General features: G+C 42.2%; 18 protein-coding genes. 13 read left to right on the top strand and 5 right to left on the bottom strand.

Annotated elements, in window-relative coordinates; genetic code table 11:
* Positions 1-343 precede the first annotated feature (343 nt).
* On the top strand, positions 344-1,366 hold the full coding sequence (locus IJ00_RS04420) for a GNAT family N-acetyltransferase (RefSeq protein WP_035150474.1): 1,023 nt from the start codon (positions 344-346) through the stop codon (positions 1,364-1,366).
* A 791-nt stretch (positions 1,367-2,157) separates the two neighbouring features.
* Positions 2,158-3,180, top strand: coding sequence for a GNAT family N-acetyltransferase (locus IJ00_RS04415; protein WP_035150472.1), 1,023 nt, complete (start codon positions 2,158-2,160; stop codon positions 3,178-3,180).
* A gap of 147 nt (positions 3,181-3,327) precedes the next feature.
* Here IJ00_RS04415 and trpB read toward each other — a convergent pair whose 3' ends face one another.
* Positions 3,328-4,569 (bottom strand): tryptophan synthase subunit beta, encoded by a 1,242-nt coding sequence (trpB, locus tag IJ00_RS04410; protein ID WP_035158413.1) that lies wholly within the window; start codon positions 4,567-4,569, stop codon positions 3,328-3,330.
* Positions 4,570-4,719: 150 nt separating this feature from the next.
* Between trpB and purE the strand changes: the two genes are divergently transcribed.
* The 7 genes from purE to psbA all read left to right on the top strand — a co-directional run bounded on the left by purE (position 4,720) and on the right by psbA (position 13,592).
* Positions 4,720-5,235 carry a 5-(carboxyamino)imidazole ribonucleotide mutase gene (purE, locus tag IJ00_RS04405; RefSeq protein WP_035158411.1) on the top strand — a complete coding sequence of 172 codons (516 nt, stop codon included), beginning with the start codon at positions 4,720-4,722 and terminating at the stop codon, positions 5,233-5,235.
* Positions 5,236-5,947: 712 nt separating this feature from the next.
* Positions 5,948-7,525 carry an ammonium transporter gene (locus IJ00_RS04400; protein ID WP_238178430.1) on the top strand — a complete coding sequence of 526 codons (1,578 nt, stop codon included), beginning with the start codon at positions 5,948-5,950 and terminating at the stop codon, positions 7,523-7,525.
* Positions 7,526-8,001: 476 nt separating this feature from the next.
* Positions 8,002-9,297, top strand: coding sequence for an ammonium transporter (locus IJ00_RS04395; protein WP_371259643.1), 1,296 nt, complete (start codon positions 8,002-8,004; stop codon positions 9,295-9,297).
* A 127-nt stretch (positions 9,298-9,424) separates the two neighbouring features.
* Entirely contained in the window at positions 9,425-10,240 is an 816-nt protein-coding gene (locus IJ00_RS04390) for an SGNH/GDSL hydrolase family protein (protein ID WP_035158408.1), read from the top strand.
* Between the two features lie 336 nt (positions 10,241-10,576).
* Positions 10,577-11,785 (top strand): 4-hydroxy-3-methylbut-2-enyl diphosphate reductase, encoded by a 1,209-nt coding sequence (locus IJ00_RS04385; RefSeq protein ID WP_035158406.1) that lies wholly within the window; start codon positions 10,577-10,579, stop codon positions 11,783-11,785.
* Between the two features lie 142 nt (positions 11,786-11,927).
* Positions 11,928-12,275 carry a histidine triad nucleotide-binding protein gene (locus IJ00_RS04380; protein ID WP_035150466.1) on the top strand — a complete coding sequence of 116 codons (348 nt, stop codon included), beginning with the start codon at positions 11,928-11,930 and terminating at the stop codon, positions 12,273-12,275.
* A 234-nt stretch (positions 12,276-12,509) separates the two neighbouring features.
* Positions 12,510-13,592 (top strand): photosystem II q(b) protein, encoded by a 1,083-nt coding sequence (gene psbA / locus IJ00_RS04375; RefSeq protein ID WP_035150464.1) that lies wholly within the window; start codon positions 12,510-12,512, stop codon positions 13,590-13,592.
* A gap of 94 nt (positions 13,593-13,686) precedes the next feature.
* Here the strand turns inward: psbA and IJ00_RS04370 are convergent, their stop codons facing one another.
* The gene (locus IJ00_RS04370) at positions 13,687-14,817 is read right to left on the bottom strand and encodes an acyltransferase family protein (RefSeq protein WP_035150460.1); all 1,131 of its coding nucleotides are present in this window, start codon (positions 14,815-14,817) and stop codon (positions 13,687-13,689) included.
* Between the two features lie 132 nt (positions 14,818-14,949).
* On the opposite strand from IJ00_RS04370, the gene IJ00_RS04365 reads away from it, so the two are divergent.
* Entirely contained in the window at positions 14,950-15,399 is a 450-nt protein-coding gene (locus IJ00_RS04365) for a peroxiredoxin (protein WP_035150458.1), read from the top strand.
* 60 nt (positions 15,400-15,459) lie between these two features.
* Here the strand turns inward: IJ00_RS04365 and hpf are convergent, their stop codons facing one another.
* Positions 15,460-16,104 carry a ribosome hibernation-promoting factor, HPF/YfiA family gene (gene hpf, locus IJ00_RS04360; protein WP_035150455.1) on the bottom strand — a complete coding sequence of 215 codons (645 nt, stop codon included), beginning with the start codon at positions 16,102-16,104 and terminating at the stop codon, positions 15,460-15,462.
* Between the two features lie 714 nt (positions 16,105-16,818).
* Here hpf and lipB point away from each other — a divergent pair.
* The 3 genes from lipB to IJ00_RS04340 all read left to right on the top strand — a co-directional run bounded on the left by lipB (position 16,819) and on the right by IJ00_RS04340 (position 21,507).
* On the top strand, positions 16,819-17,499 hold the full coding sequence (gene lipB, locus IJ00_RS04350) for a lipoyl(octanoyl) transferase LipB (protein ID WP_035150453.1): 681 nt from the start codon (positions 16,819-16,821) through the stop codon (positions 17,497-17,499).
* Between the two features lie 303 nt (positions 17,500-17,802).
* Positions 17,803-19,689, top strand: a complete 1,887-nt coding sequence (ftsH2, locus tag IJ00_RS04345) for an ATP-dependent zinc metalloprotease FtsH2 (RefSeq protein ID WP_035150451.1) — start codon at positions 17,803-17,805, stop codon at positions 19,687-19,689.
* 312 nt (positions 19,690-20,001) lie between these two features.
* Positions 20,002-21,507 (top strand): UbiD family decarboxylase, encoded by a 1,506-nt coding sequence (locus IJ00_RS04340; RefSeq protein ID WP_035150448.1) that lies wholly within the window; start codon positions 20,002-20,004, stop codon positions 21,505-21,507.
* A 78-nt stretch (positions 21,508-21,585) separates the two neighbouring features.
* Here the strand turns inward: IJ00_RS04340 and IJ00_RS04335 are convergent, their stop codons facing one another.
* Together IJ00_RS04335 and IJ00_RS04330 are read right to left on the bottom strand one after the other, a co-directional pair.
* On the bottom strand, positions 21,586-22,038 hold the full coding sequence (locus IJ00_RS04335) for a hypothetical protein (protein ID WP_035158405.1): 453 nt from the start codon (positions 22,036-22,038) through the stop codon (positions 21,586-21,588).
* A 179-nt stretch (positions 22,039-22,217) separates the two neighbouring features.
* Positions 22,218-22,526: a P-II family nitrogen regulator gene (locus IJ00_RS04330; RefSeq protein ID WP_035150446.1), complete on the bottom strand. Its 309-nt coding sequence runs from the start codon at positions 22,524-22,526 to the stop codon at positions 22,218-22,220.
* Positions 22,527-22,528: the final 2 nt, after the last annotated feature.

Genomic DNA, 22,528 nt, shown 5'->3' with positions numbered 1-22,528 from the left:
CATCCGTATCTCAACCATGAGTCACCTTCCAATCTTCTGCAACAAACTCTATCTAGTTTTTATCTCCTTGAAGCAAATATTTGCACCCTTCCCCAAGGATTTATCTATGTCAGTTCAGCTATTCATAGAAACTTACGCTCAATAATTTCATAATTCCTTTGGCGTTGGAGTTATCCATAGATGGATTACAATGCATTGCATCATTATTCTCTATGCTTCATCTTACCTTAACAAAAAAGTAGTTAATCGTACTGAAGATTACATGACAAATTTATCAGTTATCCCTAGTGGAAATCTATACTTTAGACAGTAATTACTACAATCGACATAAGTATCTGCAACCATGGATATTCAAATTATATCTGCTGATAAGTTAACAAAAGAACATTTGTCCGTATGGTCATATATACAGCAAAATAATCCCCTTTTAGGTAGTCCTTACTTCTCTCCAGAATATACATCTATAGTTGCAGAAGCAAAAGGTGATGTCTTAGTTGCCATCATTAAAGATGCAGGAGAAATTGTCGGTTTTTTCCCTTTTGAAAAAAATAGTTGGCCCATTGCTCGACCTGTTGCTTGGCAAATTGCCGACTACCAAACCTTAGTTTTAAAATCAGGTTTTAATTTTGATATCAGGGAATTTGTTGAAAGTTGCAATCTCAAGATTTGGAACTTTTGTAATATGCCCAATACTATCTTACCTGAACAGCAATTCCATAAATTAAGGGAAGAACCATCTTATATAATTGATGTATCCGCCGGGTATGATTCCTATATAGAAGAGCGGAATCTGCGCTCCGACTGGATAAAAAAAACCATTAAAATGATGCGAAAGGTAGAGCGAGATCTCGGTGAAATTCGCTTTGTACCCCAACTTGATGATGAGTCAGTTCTCAATTTAATGATGCGTTGGAAATCTGAGCAATATGCTCGTATGAACACCTATGATCGTTTTCAGATAGATTGGTTAAAACAAGTAGTCGAGAAAGTCTATGCTACCCGAAATGAAAGATTTGAGGGTATGCTCTCAGCATTATATATAGGCGATCAAGTTGCTGGAATAGAATTTGGTATGCGTACCCCTTCTGTCTTACACTCCTGGTTTAGTATTTATAATCAAGATTTCTACAAATATTCACCAGGGATGATTTTGCAGTTAAAAATTATTGAATATGTTGCTTCCCAAGGAATGAAACATATTGACATTGGTGCCGGAACTGATAACTATAAAGAGCGGGTGGCAAATAATTCAATTACCATATGCCATGGTTATATAGAAATACCATCAGTGATTACAACAGTGCGCAATTTGCGAAATCGTAGCATGGAAATGCTCAATTCTGTTAAAACTTTAGTTACTGCGTAAGAAAAGTGGCAACTGCGATAGAAGTTTTGACTGTCATTTTAATTATCTCCAGTCATTTGGTGTAATTTCTGCATAATTAGCAAGTCTTTGATTACAGGGAATAGACTTGAATGTATATTCGACATAACATTTTGTCATCATCTACCAAACAAATACCATATATAAGATAGTCCTCTGGGGTAAACCTTAGAGGATTATTTTATTTCAATAGGTAGCTATGAGAATACCCATGTGATTTCGAGTTGAGAAGGTGCTAAATCACAAACCGTGTTAGGTGTCATGCTGAGGAACGTTTCGTAAAACTCTACATCCTACGGGAAACCACAGAAACGTCTATAGAGTGGATAATCATACCTTCAAAAACTTTTCCAATATTCTCTGATAATAATAATTTAATATTTGAAATAAATTTCCTATTCTGGTGGACTGACACAGATAAAATAATGCATTAGATTTCTAAAAGGCGCTAAAGCGCAACTACAAACATTTATTGTTACAACATTTTAGTCTTGTCACGCTAGCAGGGTGTGTTAGTACGTGTTTTATAGCGCACCGAATGCCCGTACAAAATACGTACTAGCAAAATTTAAATGCGAAAATTATAGATATAAATCTATGATTGTGATTGCCTCTAGTAACTATCACGAAGGTGAAATACTTTATTTATATTTACTTTAATTTAATGTGCCAAATAATACGGAAAACTACATTACAACTTTACCAAAAAGAAAATAGTTAACTCTTATACTGTTTACAGTAATTCCCTAAACGTAGCGCCATTATTTATTACTATGAATATTCAAGTTATTTCTGCGGATAAACTTACAGCAGAACATCTATTCGCATGGTCAGATTTACAAAAAAATAATCCCCTTTTGTATAGTCCTTATTTCTCTTCAGAATACACATCAATGGTTGCTAAGGTGAGAAGTAATGTATCTGTTGCGATTATCAAGAATGCCGGTGAAATTGTAGGATTTTTCCCTTTTGAGAAGACGAATTGGCCCATTGCTCAACCGATTGCTTGGGAAATTGCCGACTATCAAACATTAGTACTCAAATCAGGCTTTAATTTAGATGTACGAGAGTTAGTTGAAGCTTGTAACCTCAAGGTTTGGAACTTTTGTAATATGCCAAAACAACTCCTTCGGGAGGAGCAATTCCATAAAATGAGGGAAGAAGTCACCTATTTAATTGATGTATCTGCTGGCTATGATGCTTATGTAAATCAACAAAGTCAGGAATCAAATTGGGTTCAAAAAACTATCAAAAAATTGCGTAAATTTGAGCGAGAAGTAGGTAAGGTTCGTTTTGAATCCCATGTTGCGGATACTTCAGCATTGAAATTGTTAATGAAATGGAAATCTGAGTATTATAATCGTATTAATACTTATGACCGTTTTCAGATAGCTTGGATTACTCAAATTGTTGAACAACTACACGCTACCCAAACAAAAGATTTTGGAGGTATGCTGTCGGTTTTATATGTGGGTGATGAAATAGCAGCAATGGATTTTGGTATGCGTTCCCATGCGGCATTTCATTCTTCATTTTGTAGTTACAATCAGGACTTCTATAAGTACTCTCCAGGAATGATTCTACTGATGAAAACTCTTGAATATGCGTCTTCCCAGGGAATCAGCTATATTGATTTAGGTGCTGGTGAGGATAACTATAAGCAGCGATTATCCAATGCGAATACCGTTGTGAATCATGGTTATGCGGAAATTCCCTCGGTGATTACAACTGTACGCAATTTACGGAATCAAACAAGAGGTATTGTCAATTCTGTGAAGAGCTTAGTTGCTCCTTAGGGGTAAACCTCTCCCCCTGATTATCCTGGAGTCAAAGCTGTACTTAACTGAAATCATAATCTAGTCGCAATCTATTCAGAGGGAGTTAAGGTGCTCTCTCTGAAAAATTGCATTTCTATCATTTTTGGCAGAGACTTGAGACTTTACCTATTGAGGATTCAAAAACTTCGCCACAGTCTGCACATCCTTGTCACCTCTGCCAGAACAGTTGATAATCAGGCGAGGATTTCCCGTTAACTGGGGACAGAGGGTTTCTAGGTAGGCGATCGCGTGAGCAGTTTCCAAAGCCGGAATAATCCCTTCTAAACGCGATAATCTTTGGAAGGCAGCCAATGCTTCCTCATCAGTCACACCATAATACTCTGCTCTTCCCATCTCTTTAAAATAGCTGTGTTCTGGTCCCACACCGGGATAATCTAAACCAGCACTGATAGAATGGGGTTCAATCACCTGTCCATCTTCATCTTGCAACAGGTAGCTCATCGCTCCATGCAATACACCAACTCGCCCTTTTGTCAAGGTGGCAGCGTGTTTATCTGTATTTACCCCTAAGCCTGCCGCCTCCACACCGATTAAACGTACTGAAGGTTCATTGACAAACTCGTGAAATAGCCCCATAGCATTAGAGCCACCACCCACACAAGCCATGAGAATATCCGGTAACCCACCCCATTTTTCCAGGGCTTGGGCGCGGGTTTCTTGCCCAATCACAGCATGAAAATCTCGCACCATCATTGGGTAGGGGTGGGGACCAGCAACGGAACCGAGAATATAATGGGTGCTTTCGACATTTGTCACCCAGTCGCGGATGGCTTCAGATGTCGCGTCCTTGAGTGTACCAGTTCCCGCCGCCACAGGGCGTACTTCCGCCCCCATTAACCGCATTCGGAAAACGTTCAAAGCTTGGCGTTCCATATCGTGAACACCCATATAAATCACACAGTCTAAGCCAAAGCGAGCGCAAACCGTAGCGGTGGCAACTCCGTGCTGTCCGGCTCCCGTCTCCGCGATGATACGCTGTTTACCCATACGCTTGGCAAGTAATACCTGCCCTAGGGCATTATTAATTTTGTGTGCCCCGGTATGATTTAAATCTTCGCGCTTTAAGTAAATTTGCGCTCCTGTGCCATCAGGACGGGCATAATGGGCGGTGAGACGTTCGGCAAAGTATAGGGGTGTAGCGCGCCCGACGTAATCCCGGAGTAATTCTTGTAATTCAGCTTGAAAACCTGCTTCCTGACGATATTGTTGGTAAGCGGCTTCTAACTCTGCCAAAGCAGGCATCAAAGTTTCTGGTACATATTTACCACCAAACCGCCCAAACCTACCTAGGGCATCAGGACGTTGAGTGGCGAAGGACGTGTTTGAGGATAGGGGTGTCGTAGTCACAGGCTGAATATTTGCAGACATAACAGGCTTAATTATAGAAGGTTATGGGGAATGAGGGATGAGTAAGGAGTAAGGAGTAAGGAGTAGGGAGTAATGGGGAATGCTTACGCTTTTCCGGTAAACTCATTTTTACACCTCAGTCAAAAAAATATGGCTCCAGTTATCGGTATTATCATGGGCAGTGATTCGGATTTGCCTACTATGGAAGGGGCGATCGCTGTATGTGAAGAATTTTCTGTGGAATGTGAAGTGGCTATCGTGAGTGCCCATCGCACCCCAGAAAGGATGGTGGAATATGCCCAAACTGCTCACCAACGGGGCATCAAAGTCATTATTGCTGGTGCTGGTGGTGCGGCGCATCTTCCGGGAATGGTGGCTTCCCTAACTCCCTTACCTGTGATTGGTGTACCTGTCCCTACTCGCCATCTCCAAGGAGTAGACTCTTTGTATTCGATTGTGCAAATGCCCGCAGGTATCCCCGTCGCAACAGTAGCCATTGGTAATGCCAAAAATGCTGGGCTTCTAGCTGTACAAATTATTGCTACTCATAATCTAGATTTACTGGCACAAGTTCAAAACTATCGCCAAAATCTTCGTGATTCTGTCCTCTCTAAACAGACTAAGTTAGAAGATTTAGGTTATAAAAAATACCTAGAGCAAATGTAAATATGTAATTCCGAAGTGATATTTGTATCCCATCAGAATTGAATGGTAAAAATTAGCTGATAAATAAAATTAAGAACGGCTGCTTTGGTTACAAAATCTACCTTTCCAGATAATTTACCGCAACTTTGAAGTCACATGCGTACTTTTTACTTTTCAAAATAAAAATAAATTTTTTATTAAAAATTCATACTCATCTGAGAAAGTCAGGGAAATGCAACATTTCCGGTCAAAATAATCATTTTCGAGGTTTATTACTGGCTGGCAATAGGAAAAAATCTGCTTTGGCTTGAAAAAACTGTATTTGAAGATACAGACTTTCTGGGTTCTAAAATACACAATCTAACGAAATGTTGCTAGTGCATTCACGAATGTTTATTTACAAGATTCTAAGTATTACGTCTTGTAGAAGATGCTGAATTTTATCAGCTACGAATCAAGGTGTGTAAATTTCACTAACACAATAGATAAATTGCAAAAAATACATAGCTCTCTGGATTTCAGAAGCAATAGATGTTATGGACGGCAGTGTAACTCTAGCCTTGCTTTGTAGTAGGTTGATATTGATTCAGTTAGTAAGTTTGTTGCCGGTGAATCCTATGCAACGGATTACAAAGCTATCTCAACCGCAGTGTGTTACCTGTTGAGATGTGTGTATCTTTTGGTGCTGTACGTATAGAGACTGAGGATAGTTGAGAAAATGGTACTAAAAATTATGCCAACGAGGAATAGGAAAAGTAAGTATCGAGAACCATCAACAACCTTAGGAAATTGGTTGAAAATCGGGACTCAAAAATTGCGAAAATTATCTCCTAGCTGGCAAGCTTGTTTCCCTATAGCAGTATTGATTGTTCTAGCTTGGAGTTATACAGCAGTTGCTCAAACCCCAGCATCTCCAGGACCCAGCACCAGTGAATTAAAAGTAGCTCTTGATACATTATGGGTGGCGATCGCGGCTTTCCTAGTCATCTTTATGAACGCTGGTTTCTGTATGTTAGAAACCGGTTTTTGTCGGCAGAAAAATGCTGTTAACGTACTTTCTAAAAACCTAATTGTTTTTGCTCTAGCCAGTATTGCCTTTTGGGTAATTGGGTTTGGCTTGATGTTTGGGGACGGGAACCCCTTCGTTGGTTTATCTGGATTCCTGTTGAATGGAGCAGATAATAGTCCGGCGATCGGTGAAAAATACGATGGTGTTTTTGATGCTCTCAACTGGACAGGTGTCCCCTTAGCAGCCAAGTTCTTATTCCAACTAGCATTTGCCGGAACTGCTGCTACCATCGTTTCCGGAGCAGTCGCAGAGCGGATTAAATTCGTTGACTTTATCATCTTCAGTTTATTGTTAGTTGGTATTGCCTATCCCATCACCGGACACTGGATTTGGGGTGGTGGTTGGTTATCTGGGATGGGTTTTTATGATTTTGCTGGTTCCACAGTGGTTCACTCCGTTGGGGGTTGGGCAGCACTGATGGGTGCAGCAATTCTTGGACCACGTATTGGTAAATATCAAGATAAACAAATTAATGCCATCCCTGGGCACAACATGAGCATTGCCACCCTGGGTTGTTTAATTCTTTGGTTGGGTTGGTTTGGTTTTAACCCCGGTTCTGTGATGGCAGCAGACCCCGGTGCAATTAGCCATATCGCCCTGACTACTAATATGGCAGGAGCAGTCGGTGGTGTGGCAGCTACCGTAACAGCTTGGTTCTACCTGGGTAAACCTGACCTGTCGATGATTATTAACGGGATTCTGGCTGGTTTGGTTGCTGTGACAGCTGGTTGTTCTGTCGTCAGTGTCGGTAGTGCGGCGTTTATTGGTTTGATTGCTGGGATTATCGTCGTCTTCTCTGTGGTGTTTATCGACAAACTGAGAATTGATGACCCCGTGGGAGCAATTTCCGTCCACCTCGTTTGTGGTACATGGGGTACTTTTGCCGTTGGTTTGTTTGCTGTTGGTCCTGGTAAATACTCCTGGTTATTCGATTTAGCTGGTAAACCCGTTGGTCCCAGTGGCTTACTGACTACAGGCGGAATCCAATCATTAATTACCCAATGTATTGGTATTCTTTCCGTTGGCGGCTTTACAGTCCTATTTAGTGCCTGTGCTTGGTTGCTACTTAAAGCCACTTTAGGAATTCGAGTATCTCGTCAGGAAGAAATCGAAGGCTTGGATATTGCCGAACACGGTATGGAAGCTTACAGTGGATTCCTCAAGGACAATAGCTATACAGATTATGTCGATGGTGACAATTCTTCTTTCCCCTCATCTAGCAATATTTCTAAAAGCCTGTAAAAAGGAAAGTTGAGTCTACTAAATTTAAAGCTTGTTTTGAAGAGTGGTTTGCCATGATAGCCACTCTTTTCCTATTTAAATGCACTATTTATGAATAAATTATGCAATATTTACATCTATTCATAGAGCTAATGTATCATATACCTATTGTATGCTCTATGATGCTTACATTAATTTTGCGTTCAAGCCTCAACCAAACAACAGCCCATATAGTGTCCGTACAATTGCTTATCCGGAAAAGCTTTCAGGGCGTTTCCATGGAAAATTCTGCCATTGATTTTGTCGAAAGTTAATACAGTGGGCTTGAGATAAAACAAAAAAGTATTTGAGTATATCCGAATACAGAAAAAGTATAAAAGAATACTCATTATATTGTAGTTACAAAGAAACATCTTGGTATAGAGAGACAAAAAGAAGTGTGGAAGAAATTTATGCAAGTAACAGCCATCGCTCTAGTGATGATGGGCGGTTTTCCCATGGCTGGGGCTTTGGCTGAGGCAGCAAAAACACCGCCTCCCGCAGAACCTGGTTCAACGGCATTTGTGCTTATATCGGCGGCACTGGTATTATTAATGACACCAGGATTGGCATTTTTCTATGGTGGGTTTGTGCGATCGCGCAATGTCCTGAACACCCTGATGATGAGTTTTGTTCTGATGGGAATAGTGGGGACAACCTGGGTATTGTGGGGATATAGTTTGGCATTTGCTCCCGGCAATGCGTTTATTGGTGGTTTACAGTGGTTGGGTTTAAATGGTGTGGGTTTTGAAACCAGCGACTATGCAGCCAAAATACCCCACCAAGCATTTATGGTTTATCAGGGGATGTTTGCGATTATTACCCCAGCATTAATATCAGGGGCGATCGCCGAGCGGATGAACTTTACTGCCTATTCCCTATTTGTCTTATTGTGGTCAACTTTCATTTATAGTCCCCTAGCACACATGGTATGGGGTCAAGGTGGATTTCTCGGTTTGACAGGTGGTCTTGGCGCTCTAGACTTCGCTGGTGGTACGGTTGTACATATCAGTTCCGGTGTCTCCGCACTGGTAGCAGCAATCTATCTTGGACCCCGGAAAACCTATCCCGATCGTTTAAGTCCCCCCCACAACGTGCCATTTATTTTACTCGGCGCTGGTCTATTGTGGTTCGGTTGGTTTGGTTTTAATGCTGGTAGCGCTCTGGAAGCCAATAACTTGGCAGTAGCAGCCTTTGTTAATACTAATACTTCCGCCGCAGCCGCTACACTAACCTGGTTAATCCTAGAAAAAGTTCTCCGTGGCAAACCTACGGCAGTCGGTGCCGCAACTGGAGCGGTTGCAGGTTTAGTGGGAATTACCCCTGCTGCGGGTTTTGTGACGGCGGTAGCAGCGATTTTAATCGGTAGTATTACTGCCTTCGTTTGTTTCTATGCTGTCAGCTTCAAGCATAAAGTCACCGTAGACGATGCTCTTGATACCTACCCAGTCCATGGTGTGGGTGGGACAATTGGGGCAATTCTCACTGGTGTGTTTGCGACAACCACCATTAACCCTGGAGCCAAAAATGGTTTGCTCTACGGCAACCCCCAGGAATTACTCATCGAATTAGCCGCGATCGCCACAGCTTACATTGTTGCAGCTGCTGGGACATGGGTAATTCTGAAAATTCTTGATGTCACCATTGGTTTGCGAGTTAAAGAAGAAGAAGAACTGCAAGGACTCGATATCAACGAACATGGTGAAGAAGCTTATAACGAAGAATTTGGCGATCGCATTTCCATTGGGAAATAGGTAATAGGTAATGGGGAATAGAAAGTGATTTGTGATTTACCCCTTATCTTCCTTTCATCTTTCCCTTACTTTTTTCTCCCAGGCGATTTACAATCTGATTCAAAAGGTTGAGTTAAATTCGCTACTCGTGTCAACTTCTGCAAACACCCTTCCCAAATGGGCAGTGCTATCACTGCTGAGTAACGGCATACTCATATTAGCGGTTATTCTGTTGCTTTCTCGGCAACAAGGTCTGACCGCTTTTTTTGGTATCACCAGCATTAAAAGTCAAAACCAGACAAACCCCACAACACAAGTAAAAAAACATCAATTAAATTACCAACAATGGTTGGATGTTCTCAAGCAGGAAGCAAAAATTGCCGCAGAGAAACGTCCACCCAATTTAAGTATTCTGGCAGGAGACTCCCTAAGTTTGTGGTTCCCTCTAGAATTGCTCCCAGAAAGTAAAAATTGGTTAAATCAGGGAATTTCCGGGGAAAGTAGTGGCGGTTTATTAAAAAGACTTAATTTATTTGACCAAACTCAACCAAAGATTATCTTTGTGATGATAGGTATAAATGACCTAATTCGCGGTATCAGTGATCAGGTGATTTTAGAAAATTATCAGCAAATTATGGCGGAACTGCGACAGATGCATCCAGACACCCAAATTGTCATCCAGTCGATTTTACCCCATGCCTCAGAAAACGCTACATGGGAAGGACGGGATAAACTTTTGGCAATTCCCAACAGTCGGATTCGTCAACTCAACCGCAAAATTCAGGCGATCGCCACTGAGCAAGGAGTTAAATACCTCGATTTACACCCTTTATTTGTCAATAATCAGGGAAACCTCCGTCCAGAATTGACAACCGATGGTTTACACCTGAGTCCCCAAGGGTATCTAGTTTGGAGTTCTGCTCTTCAGTTATACAGTCAAATGGAATTAGGGAGTAAGGAGTAAGAAGTAAGGAGTAAGAAGTAAGGAGTAAGGAGTAAGGAGTAAGAAGTAAGTAAATCGGTGCAACGCCAACTAAAATATGTGAAGAAAAGTAAATAAGGCTCAAACTCTTTCTCCCCCTGCTCCCTTCCCCCTTCCCCTTCGCGGAACTGACACAACTAAAATAGTGTCATAGGTAAAGCTTCGGCTTTAGAACCTTCTCCAATCCAAAACTATTGCATTACTTACTATCCATCCCCTATCATCCATTTCTAATTCCTTTGACCTAACATTGGAGAAAAGCGTCCCGTCGAGAGAAAATGGGACAGAGGAGTTTTTTAACTAAAAGCCATGGATACAATGGATACAAAAGCTTTTAAACGGTCGCTACAACATTCCGACAACTATCATCGCAAAGGTTTTGGTCATCAAGCCGAAGTTGCCAGTCAGTTAGAGTCAGAATATCAAAGTAAATTAATTCAACAAATTCGTGATAATAATTACACTTTAACCCGTGGTGATGTTACTATCCGTTTAGCTCAAGCCTTTGGTTTTTGTTGGGGTGTAGAGCGGGCTGTGGCTATGGCATACGAAACTCGTACCCATTTCCCCACGGAAAAAATTTGGATTACTAACGAAATCATTCATAATCCTTCAGTCAATCAACGTCTAGTGGAAATGCAGGTAGATTTTATTCCTGTTGACCAAGGCAACAAAGATTTTTCTGTGGTGGGAACTGGTGATGTGGTAATATTACCTGCCTTTGGTGCTAGCGTTCAAGAGATGCAAGTACTAAATGAGAAAGGTTGTACCATTGTTGATACAACTTGCCCTTGGGTATCTAAGGTTTGGAACACCGTCGAAAAACATAAAAAACGGGAATATACTTCGATTATCCATGGCAAATATAACCATGAAGAGACTGTAGCTACCAGTTCCTTTGCTGGGAAATATCTTATTCTCTTGAATATGTCCCAAGCAGAATATGTGGCGAATTACATTATTAACGGTGGCGATCGCCAAGAGTTTCTGACTAAATTTAGCAAAGCTTGCTCATCAGGTTTTGACCCTGATAGGGACTTGGAACGCATCGGTATCGCTAATCAAACTACCATGTTGAAGGGTGAAACCGAACAAATTGGTAAATTATTTGAACTGACCATGATGAAAAAGTATGGTCCAACAGAATTAAATGAACATTTCCAAAGCTTTAATACCATCTGTGATGCTACCCAAGAACGGCAAGATGCTATGTATGGATTATTGGAAGAAAAATTAGATTTAATGGTGGTAATTGGAGGATTTAATTCATCAAATACTACCCATTTACAAGAAATGGCAATCGAAAAAGGTGTACCTTCTTTTCATATTGATAGTGTAGGCAGAATTCTCTCAGAGAATACCATTGAACATCGTCCATTAAGTGGCAATCTTGCAATTGCAGATAATTGGTTGCCCCAAGGTAAAATAGTGGTCGGTATCACCTCTGGTGCTTCCACTCCCGATAAAGTTGTGGAAGATGTGATTGAGAGAATTTTTGAAATTAAGTTGACAGCAGCAATAGTTTAATTATACTTCCAGCGTATCGCGGGAATCCCGACCCCTCAGGGTGGGGATTCTAGGATTAAACACTAAATTAAAAGCAGAAACTATCTGAATTGTATTGATTATCCGTCCTATCATTGACAATTGACGAATAACAAACAATATAATGACCACCCAAGACACAATTTTCAGTAAAATCATCCGCAAGGAAATCCCCGCAGATATTGTCTACGAAGACGAATTAGCCCTAGCATTCCGCGATATCCACCCCCAAGCACCAGTTCATATCCTCGTTATTCCCAAAAAACCCATACCAAAACTCGCTGACGCAGAACCTGAAGACCATAAAATCCTTGGGCATTTATTAATGATTGTTAAGCGCGTTGCCCAGGAAGCAGGGTTAGATAACGGTTATCGGGTTGTTATCAACACTGGTGAGGATGGAGGACAAACCGTTTACCACCTGCATCTACACATCCTCGGAGGTCGTCAGATGGCTTGGCCCCCCGGTTGATATGACTATGGAGAAGGGGAAAGTCTTAACTTCTTCTCCGTAACTTGTTCTACTCACCTCGACTTCGCTCCTTACAAGTCGCTCACGGCAAGCGTTCTCCACTCATAACTAAAACATATACAAGACATTTCTAAAAATTAAGTAAATTTTGTTTACAAAACTCAATATAGTCGTTAAGGTAATAACAAGTAGGCAATCAAACCTACGTAATACATCCAAAGCAATCATAAAACCATGACCACAACCTTACAAAGACGCGAAAGCGCCAACGTATGGGCACGGTTCTGCGACTGGATCACCAGCACCGACAACCGGATTTACATCGGTTGGTTCGGCGTACTGATGATTCCTACCCTGTTGGCAGCAACCACCTGCTTCATCATTGCATTTGTAGCAGCGCCTCCAGTAGACATCGACGGAATCCGTGAACCCGTAGCAGGTTCCTTAATCTACGGAAACAACATCATCTCAGGTGCAGTTGTTCCTTCCTCCAACGCAATTGGTCTTCACTTCTACCCCATCTGGGAAGCGGCTTCCTTAGATGAGTGGTTGTACAACGGTGGTCCTTACCAGTTGGTAGTATTCCACTTCCTGATTGGCGTATTCTGCTACATGGGTCGTCAGTGGGAATTGTCCTACCGTCTAGGTATGCGTCCTTGGATTTGTGTTGCATACTCTGCACCCGTATCCGCAGCAACCGCAGTATTCTTGATTTACCCCATCGGACAAGGTTCCTTCTCTGATGGTATGCCCTTGGGTATTTCCGGTACATTCAACTTCATGTTCGTGTTCCAAGCAGAGCACAACATTTTGATGCACCCCTTCCACATGTTAGGTGTAGCAGGTGTATTCGGCGGTAGCTTATTCAGCGCAATGCACGGTTCTTTGGTAACCTCTTCCTTGGTGCGTGAAACCACCGAAACCGAATCTCAAAACTACGGTTACAAATTCGGTCAAGAAGAAGAAACCTACAACATCGTTGCTGCTCACGGTTACTTCGGTCGCTTGATTTTCCAATACGCTTCCTTCAACAACAGCCGCAGCTTGCACTTCTTCTTAGCAGCTTGGCCTGTAGTAGGTATTTGGTTCACCGCACTGGGCGTAAGCACCATGGCGTTCAACCTCAACGGTTTCAACTTCAACCAGTCTGTAATTGACTCTCAAGGTCGTGTTATCAACACCTGGGCTGACATCGTTAACCGTTCTAACCTGGGTATGGAAGTAATGCACGAGCGTAACGCTCACAACTTCCCCTTAGACTTAGCTGCTGGCGCTGAAGCTCCTGTTGCTCTGTCTGCTCCCGCTATCAATGGTTAATCATCCGCTTCAAGGGTTTTAACTAAGTAGGTTTGAGAAAAAGCGCTCTCCGATTTTGGGGGGTGCTTTTTCATTCATGTGAGTTTGACAAGTTTTATACTTTAATCAGCCAGCCGCGATTGTACATGATGTAAGCGACTCCCATCCACAACCCTACCGTTGCAATGGCAAAAATTAAGGAACCGTTGACTGCTCCTGCCCAAGATGCAAAGATATTTTGATAGATCCATTCGTAGGTCGTGAGTGCTTTGTCTGGGGTACCGATTTTGGTTCTGACTAGGATTTTAATCAGTAAAACTGAAGCGACAAACAGGGCGATCGCGTTCATTCCCATCACTTCAAAGGGTTTACCCCACTTGCGCCACCGTCGGACTTCTACAACTTCGTAACAACCTGCTAGCAGTAACAATGCCCATCCCGTGGTAAATATGACATAGGAGCTTGTCCAGATTTTTTTGTTAATCGGGAACTGCCAACCCCATATCCAGCCGAGAATTAAGCAACCAATACCAAATAATGCTAACCCGATAGTAGTGCGTGATTGTACTGGCTCTTTGCGTATCCATTGACCTGTAAAATAGCCAGCTAAAACACTAACTGTTGCGGAAATTGTGCCAAATAATCCTTCTGGATCACCTAAAAAGTTAAACCCATCACCTTTATATAGATGTGCTTTGGGAATAATTAAACGGTCGAAAAATGCCCCGAAATTTCCTTCCCTGGTTAAAACACCCGCACCATATTCCGGAACGGGGAAATACATCATTAATAACCAGTAAACAATGAGTAATGATATTGCCTTGACCCATTGTAATTTGGTCGGGAGAATTAGTACTACAAGGCTAGCGAAGAGGTATGACAAACTGATACGTTGTAGCACCCCCATAATCCGGATGCTACTCAAATCAAATGTCCATATTCCCTTATTCCAAAATCCATTCAGGAATAAACCTAATAAAAAGAGAATTGCCACACGACGCAAAACTTTGCCATATACTTCGGTGGGAACTTGATTTTCGTTGGTGTATTTGGAGAGAGAAAAACTCATAGCAACACCGACGATGAAGAGAAAGAAGGGAAAAACTAAGTCTGCAAGGGTGCAACCATGCCATTCTGCGTGCAACAATGCGGGGTAAACATTGGGTTCTGCAATACTTGCCATATTCACAAGTATCATACCTGCAATGGTTATGCCACGAAAAATATCTAGGGAGGTTAAGCGCATATTTATTTTTGGGAATGCTTGTTGTGAGCTAAGTTCAAGGAGGAATCAGATATTTTCCTGTCAAACCTATCACCAAACACTGTTAAAATTTTGTTAAGTAATATTGCAATTATCTTGGGTGGATTTTAATTTATGGCTGTGAAAATTGGCGATCGCGCTCCAAATTTTACTCTTCCCTCTCAAAATGGTTCCACGGTGAGCTTAGGGGACTTTCAAGGGAAGTCACTAGTTTTATACTTTTATCCTAAGGATGATACCCCCGGATGTACCGCAGAATCCTGTGCTTTTCGTGATCAATACGAAGTCTTTAAAGCTGCGGGTGCAGAGGTGGTGGGTGTGAGTAGCGATTCCCCAGAATCTCACCAAAAATTTGCCGCCAAATACCAGTTACCCTTTATCCTATTAAGCGATAAAGGTGACCAGGTGCGCAAACAATATGGAGCAACTGCCATACTTGGTTTGTTTCCTGGTCGTGTTACCTACGTGATTGACGGCAAAGGTGTGGTGCAATATGTATTTGATTCCATGCTTAACTTCAAAGGACACGTTGAAGAAGCATTGAAAACAATCCAAAGTATGTAGCTATAGGGGATAGGGGGTAGGGAATAGATAGTTATCTCTCCATTACCCATTACCCATCACCTAATGCACAATATGCATCTGGTTCCCTTTACTATTGGCATGACCATTGTTACTATGACCATTGCTATGACCGTTGTTATTGCGAGGTTGTAGAACTCCATAACCGCCGTGGTTGCGTTCGTAAATAACGTTAATTTCCCCGGTTTCAATATTGCGGAACATATAAAAATCATGTCCCACTAGTTGTAACTGTTCTAACGCCTCATCTAGGGTCATGGGTGGCATGGCAAAATATTTGGTACGCACCACCTCATTGGGTAATTCGGGAGTGCGATCGCCAATTAAATCTGTCACCACCGCAGGTTGTACTATACCTTCTATGGTTGCTGGGGCTTGAGTTTTCTTATCTTGACGACGTTCTTTATATTTGCGTAATTGTCGAGCGATTTTATCTGCAACTAAATCAATGCTGGCGTATAAGTTCTCGCTGCTTTCCTCGGCACGGATAACATTTCCGTTGGCAAAAATCGTGACTTCTGCCGCTTGCCTGGGAGTTATTCGGGGGTTGCGAGCTACGCTCAGATGCACATCCACTTCATTCGTGATGTTTTGAAAATGACTCACCGCCTTCTCAATCTTGTGATGCACATATTCTCGGATTGCATCGGTGATTTCAATGTTTTTACCGTGGATGACAAGCTTCATGTAAACTCTCCCGCTCAATATTTTATGTGAATTTTAGTTTGGAGAAAAGAAATTGCGGTAAGGGCTATAACTGCTGTCGGAGTCAATCCTTAGGATTATCTTTAAGATGTTCCCCTGACAAGCCTTTGTATCAAGTTAAGGCAACAGATAGTTTGTGGATTTACTGCTAATAGCTAACTACTGGCTATTTCTTATTGATAGAGAAACACCAGAAAAAAATGTCTATTTAACTACTAACCTCTACTCAATCACTACCTAAGATGGTTTACTATCCACTATCCATTCTGAGATATCCTATGTCCTGATTTTCTTTTTCCTTCCCAAAAAAACTATCTATTTTGATTGGATACGAACAACTTTAACTTCCGGGTCATCAGCCAGTGGATACATTTTGATTTTCTTGGCTTGATGGTTATTGTAGAGAATTCCTCCCAACACCATTGAGGTTATATATTCAAACTAGCATTAAACTAGCATTTTGTATTTTACAAAACCTATTCCTGTTACTTTCCTTTAAAATCCTTTGCATTGCTTGAAATTTGTTTACTCCGATGGCTGAGAGTTCAGACCAAATTAATATGAAGCTGCATAGAAAAAATAACCCCACCCCATTCTCGAAATCGGGCAGGGGTTTAATTCTGTGCAGTTTCACGAAGAAACTGAAGCTTATGTCGGTAGCTTATTTCCCTTTCCCCTTTCCCATTCCCTCTTCCTATGATGTACAGTCACAAAACCGAAAATCCGAGGTGTTTGCTATACAAGCGGGGTGTGACACCTTACTTAGAAGCCCTGGAGTGGCAGCGATCGCTATTGGCAGAACGTGTTCAAAATCCGCAGTTGGAGGATGTACTAATTCTCCTAGAACACCCAAGCGTCTATACCCTGGGGCAAGGTGCAACCCTAGATTTCTTGAAATTTGACCCCCAACAAACAGACTATGAAGTCCACAGGATTGAGCGAGGTGGAGAAGTGACTTACCATTGTCCAGGGCAACTAGTTGGTTATCCAATTTTAAATTTACGTCGTCATCAGCAAGATTTACATTGGTACCTTCGGCAACTAGAGGAAGTTTTAATCCTGCTTCTGAGTATTTACGGTTTACAAGGGGAGCGCGTTGCCGGTTTTACTGGAGTCTGGGTTGAAGGCAAGAAAGTGGCGGCGATCGGCATCAAAGTCAGTCGCTGGATTACCATGCATGGCTTTGCATTAAACGTTTGCCCCAATATGAGAGGTTTTCAGCAGATAGTTCCCTGTGGTATTGCCGATAAACCTGTGGCAAGTTTAGCTGAATGGCTGCCTGATATTCATATAGAGCAAGTCCGGGAAGATGTCGCTCTCAGCTTTGCCAAGGTGTTTGGTGTGCATTTCTTGGAGACTGAAAACTGCGGGAAATGAAGGTGTCAGGGAATAACCATTGCTATTCCCAAATTCTGATTTTCACTTTTCCTAGTGTTTTGTCTTAAAATTAAGTTAAATTTAATTAAGATTCTTGTTGAAAGTAGGGATTTGTCGTAATGCAGTTTGCTCAAGGACGAACCATACTAGACATTAGATTAAACAAAATGGATTTATAAATATCCGTTTACTGGCTCAATGGTCAGCAAAAGCAGGAAGAGGTCTAGATTTTGGGATTTTGCCTGAAATCTCAGAAAACTTCAACCTTTACATAGTTCTATCGGTATCTAGAGGCAAATTAAAATGAAATTCTCCTGGAGAGTCGCGGTACTCTGGACATTGCCAGCTTTGGTAATTGGCTTTTTCTTTTGGCAGGGAGCGTTTGCGAATGCTCCAGCAGAGATGACCAGAAATGCTGCTAATTCACGGATGACTTACGGTCGTTTTCTGGAATATCTGGATGCTAATCGGATTAGAAGCGTAGATTTGTATGAAGGTGGTAAAACAGCAATTATTGAAGCTGTAGATCCAGAGCTTGACAACCGCATCCAACGGGTACGGGTAGATCTACCAATTAATGCTCCAGAATTAATTACTAAGCTGAAAGAAAAAAATATTAGCTTTGATGCTCATCCCATGCGTAATGATGGGGCAATTTGGGGTTTGTTGGGTAATCTCGTCTTCCCCGTACTATTGATTACTGGTTTATTCTTTTTGTTCCGTCGCTCCAGCAATTTACCTGGTGGACCAGGACAAGCGATGAACTTCGGCAAATCCAAAGCGCGTTTCCAAATGGAAGCGAAAACTGGGGTGAAGTTTGATGATGTAGCTGGAATTGAGGAAGCGAAGGAAGAACTACAAGAAGTGGTGACTTTTCTGAAACAGCCAGAGAAATTTACTGCTGTGGGTGCGAGAATTCCCAAGGGTGTATTACTGGTGGGACCTCCTGGAACTGGTAAAACCTTACTTGCGAAGGCGATCGCCGGGGAAGCAGGTGTACCATTTTTCAGTATCTCCGGTTCTGAGTTTGTGGAAATGTTTGTGGGTGTGGGTGCTTCCCGTGTCCGTGACTTGTTTAAAAAAGCCAAGGATAACGCTCCTTGTATTATCTTCATTGATGAAATTGACGCTGTTGGTAGACAACGGGGTGCAGGAATTGGTGGTGGTAATGATGAGCGGGAACAAACCCTCAACCAATTACTGACGGAGATGGATGGTTTTGAAGGTAACACCGGAATTATCATTATTGCCGCAACTAACCGCCCCGATGTCCTAGATGCAGCCCTTCTGCGTCCTGGTCGTTTCGACAGACAGGTAACAGTTGATGCACCGGATATCAAAGGTCGTTTGGAAGTTCTGAAAGTCCATGCACGGAATAAGAAATTAGACCCCGGTGTGTCCCTGGAGGCGATCGCCCGTCGGACTCCTGGTTTTACTGGTGCAGATTTAGCCAACTTACTCAACGAAGCGGCAATTCTAACTGCTCGTCGTCGCAAGGAAGGAATTACTCTCTCAGAAATCGATGATGCGGTTGATAGAGTAGTTGCTGGGATGGAAGGTACACCCCTGGTTGATAGCAAGAGTAAGCGTTTAATTGCCTACCATGAAGTTGGTCACGCCCTCGTAGGAACTCTGTTAAAAGACCACGACCCAGTACAAAAAGTTACCCTGATTCCCCGTGGACAAGCTCAAGGTTTGACCTGGTTCACCCCCAATGAGGAGCAAGGATTAATCACCCGTTCCCAACTCAAGGCAAGGATTACAGGCGCTTTGGGTGGTCGTGCGGCAGAAGATATAGTTTTCGGTCGTGCGGAAGTAACTACTGGTGCTGGTGGAGACTTGCAACAGGTTTCTGGAATGGCACGCCAAATGGTGACTCGTTTCGGGATGTCTGATTTAGGTCCCGTTTCCTTGGAAAGTCAGAGTGGTGAAGTATTCCTTGGTCGTGATTGGACAACTCGTTCCGATTATTCCGACTCTATTGCTTCCCGTATTGATGCTCAAGTGCGCGCGATCGTGGAAGAGTGCTACGAAAACGCCAAGAAAATCATGCGAGAACACCGCTCTGTCACCGATCGCCTAGTGGATTTGTTGATTGAGAAAGAAACCATTGACGGTGACGAATTTAGACAAATTGTGTCTGAGTACGCAACAGTACCTGAAAAGCCACAATTTACTCCCATTCTCTAAATAGTTATCAAGATTTGTCTATCGAATTGGGGGATATTTTCATATCCCCTTTTTTGATGAGAGAAGGGGGTGATGGTAATTCGTAATTCGTAATGCTCCCTGCTCCCTTCGGGAGAGCTACGCTAACGGGAGAGCTTCGCTAACGTAATTTGTAATTCGTAATATTTTGAGAGCGAAGAGCCAGCTACGTAATTGAAAAATACTGATTTTACAAGGGTTACAGCATATAAATATGTTGGATAATTTTTGTGAAATAGTATGACAAGCAACAAGGGGGAAGAGTGTTTTGTTATCAAACCAATTACCTAAACTATGAGAGATTTACGCGGATTTATTAAATTATTGGAAGAAAGGGGACAATTACGGCGAATTTCTGCCCTTGTTGACCCAGATTTAGAAATTGCCGAGATTTCTAACCGTATGCTGCAACAGGGTGGTCCAGGATTATTATTTGAAAATGTCAAGGGTGCTGATTTCCCCGTTGCTGTCAACTTGATGGGTACAGTAGAGCGGATATGCTGGGCAATGAATATGGAGCATCCCCAGGAGTTGGAAGACTTGGGGAAAAAGTTGGCAATGTTGCAGCAACCCAAACCACCGAAGAAAATTTCCCAGGCGATAGATTTTGGTAAGGTTTTATTTGATGTTCTGAAAGCTAAACCTGGTCGAGATTTTTTCCCTCCTTGTCAGCAGGTGGTGGTTCAGGGAGAAAATTTAGATTTAAATAAGTTGCCTTTAATACGTCCCTATCCTGGCGATGCGGGTAAGATTATCACCCTAGGATTAGTGATTACTAGGGATTGTGAGACAGGTACGCCGAATGTCGGTGTGTATCGCTTACAACTGCAATCTTCCACCACAATGACCGTACATTGGTTATCGGTGCGGGGTGGAGCTAGACATTTACGCAAAGCTGCGGAGCAGGGCAAAAAATTAGAAGTGGCGATCGCCCTGGGTGTAGACCCATTAATTATTATGGCAGCTGCCACACCAATTCCTGTGGATTTGTCGGAATGGTTGTTTGCGGGTTTATACGGAGGTTCGGGAGTTCAATTAGCTAAGTGTAAAACCGTAGATTTGGAAGTGCCTGCGGATGCAGAATTTGTCCTAGAAGGGACTATTACCCCAGGAGAAGTCCTGCCAGATGGACCATTTGGCGACCATATGGGCTATTACGGTGGTGTGGAAGATTCCCCCCTGGTTCGCTTCCAATGTATGACCCATCGCAAAGACCCGGTATATTTAACTACGTTTAGTGGTCGTCCACCCAAGGAAGAAGCGATGATGGCGATCGCTCTCAATCGTATCTACACCCCAATTCTGCGGCAACAAGTTTCTGAGATTGTGGATTTCTTCCTACCTATGGAAGCTCTGAGTTATAAAGCGGCGATTATTTCCATAGATAAAGCTTATCCTGGACAGGCACGACGGGCAGCTTTAGCTTTTTGGAGCGCTTTACCCCAATTTACCTACACGAAATTTGTCATTGTCGTGGATAAAGATATTAATATCCGTGACCCGCGTCAAGTGGTTTGGGCAATTAGTTCTAAGGTAGATCCCACCAGAGATGTGTTCATTTTACCCAATACACCCTTTGATACCCTGGATTTTGCCAGTGAGAAACTGGGCTTAGGTGGGAGAATGGGTATAGATGCCACAACAAAAATGCCCCCAGAAACAGAACATGAATGGGGTGCTACCCTAGAATCTGACCCAGAAATGGCGGCGATCGTGGATAAACGCTGGGCAGAATATGGTTTAGCAGATTTAAATTTGGGAGAAGTTAACCCCAATCTGTTTGGGTATGACATGAAGTAGTCGGGAAAGGAGTCAGGGAGCAGGGAGCAGGGGAAAAGGGAATTTTCCGATTACTCATTACTCCTTACTCATTACTCCCTACCCATTCCCCATTACCCAAGTACGTCTGACATGTAACCCATCCAATCCCTGCTTAATCCAACTGATACAATCAAACTCCGATGTAAATATCTTGGGTGCGGCGACATTATTCAGTGAATCTGGCGGGTAGTGGTCGTAAAAATATTTACCAGCTTCCTGGTAGACAACAATTAAGTTGTGACGATAGATATAACGCAACTGAAAATAATCTTCTTTGCCTGTGGACTCTCCCCACTGATTAATGTGTTCCTGGGCAATTTTCACGATGTTATCAATACTACTACCATAGATTTCTGCGGGATTCTCTGCCTTGTGAAATTTACTGGCATACCCCATAGCTGATAACAGTTTATAGGAGTAAATTTCATGACCATTGGCTTTTCCGTAGACAAAGGGAATGATGAGATAGCCTTGGTAAGATAAGGAATTTTCGTAAAGTAGACGACCCATTTTGACCTCCTGTGAAATCATGCCTGAAGCAATTTTCCTCACAGCCAACACATAATTATAATTATCTCTTTTTTTGTCAAAGATTCTCAATTAATTGTAAATAGGTGAAATAGTACTTGTTCTATGTCATTGGTAATATTTTTCAGATTCCTGGTTTTGACTTCTCTCAATTGACAGAGTTAACTACTACATTTTGTCGTATTTAATTCCATGGCATCGGAGATAAAGCAGCTACCACCAAATTTATTTAAGATGGGTTGAATATTGTTCGTGACAGCAGTAACCTTATCTGGTGAAAAGAAGGCAATGATATAGACATTATCTAACATTGTCATTGCCATATTGTGTGAACCATCCCCTCGACTACTTTTACCTGCGACATCACGAATGACTGTATAACCGGGAACTTCTGCCTTTTCTAAAGCCTGTAAGATTTTCTCTAGTTCCACGTAGTTAGCAATAATTTCCAGACGTTTGACTATATTCATAA

The sequence above is a fragment of the Calothrix sp. 336/3 genome, assembly GCF_000734895.2.
In the GTDB taxonomy this organism is placed as follows: Bacteria; Cyanobacteriota; Cyanobacteriia; order Cyanobacteriales; family Nostocaceae; genus 336-3.
Note: the sequence above shows the minus strand (reverse complement) of the source record. Positions and strands in the feature narration are given on the sequence as shown.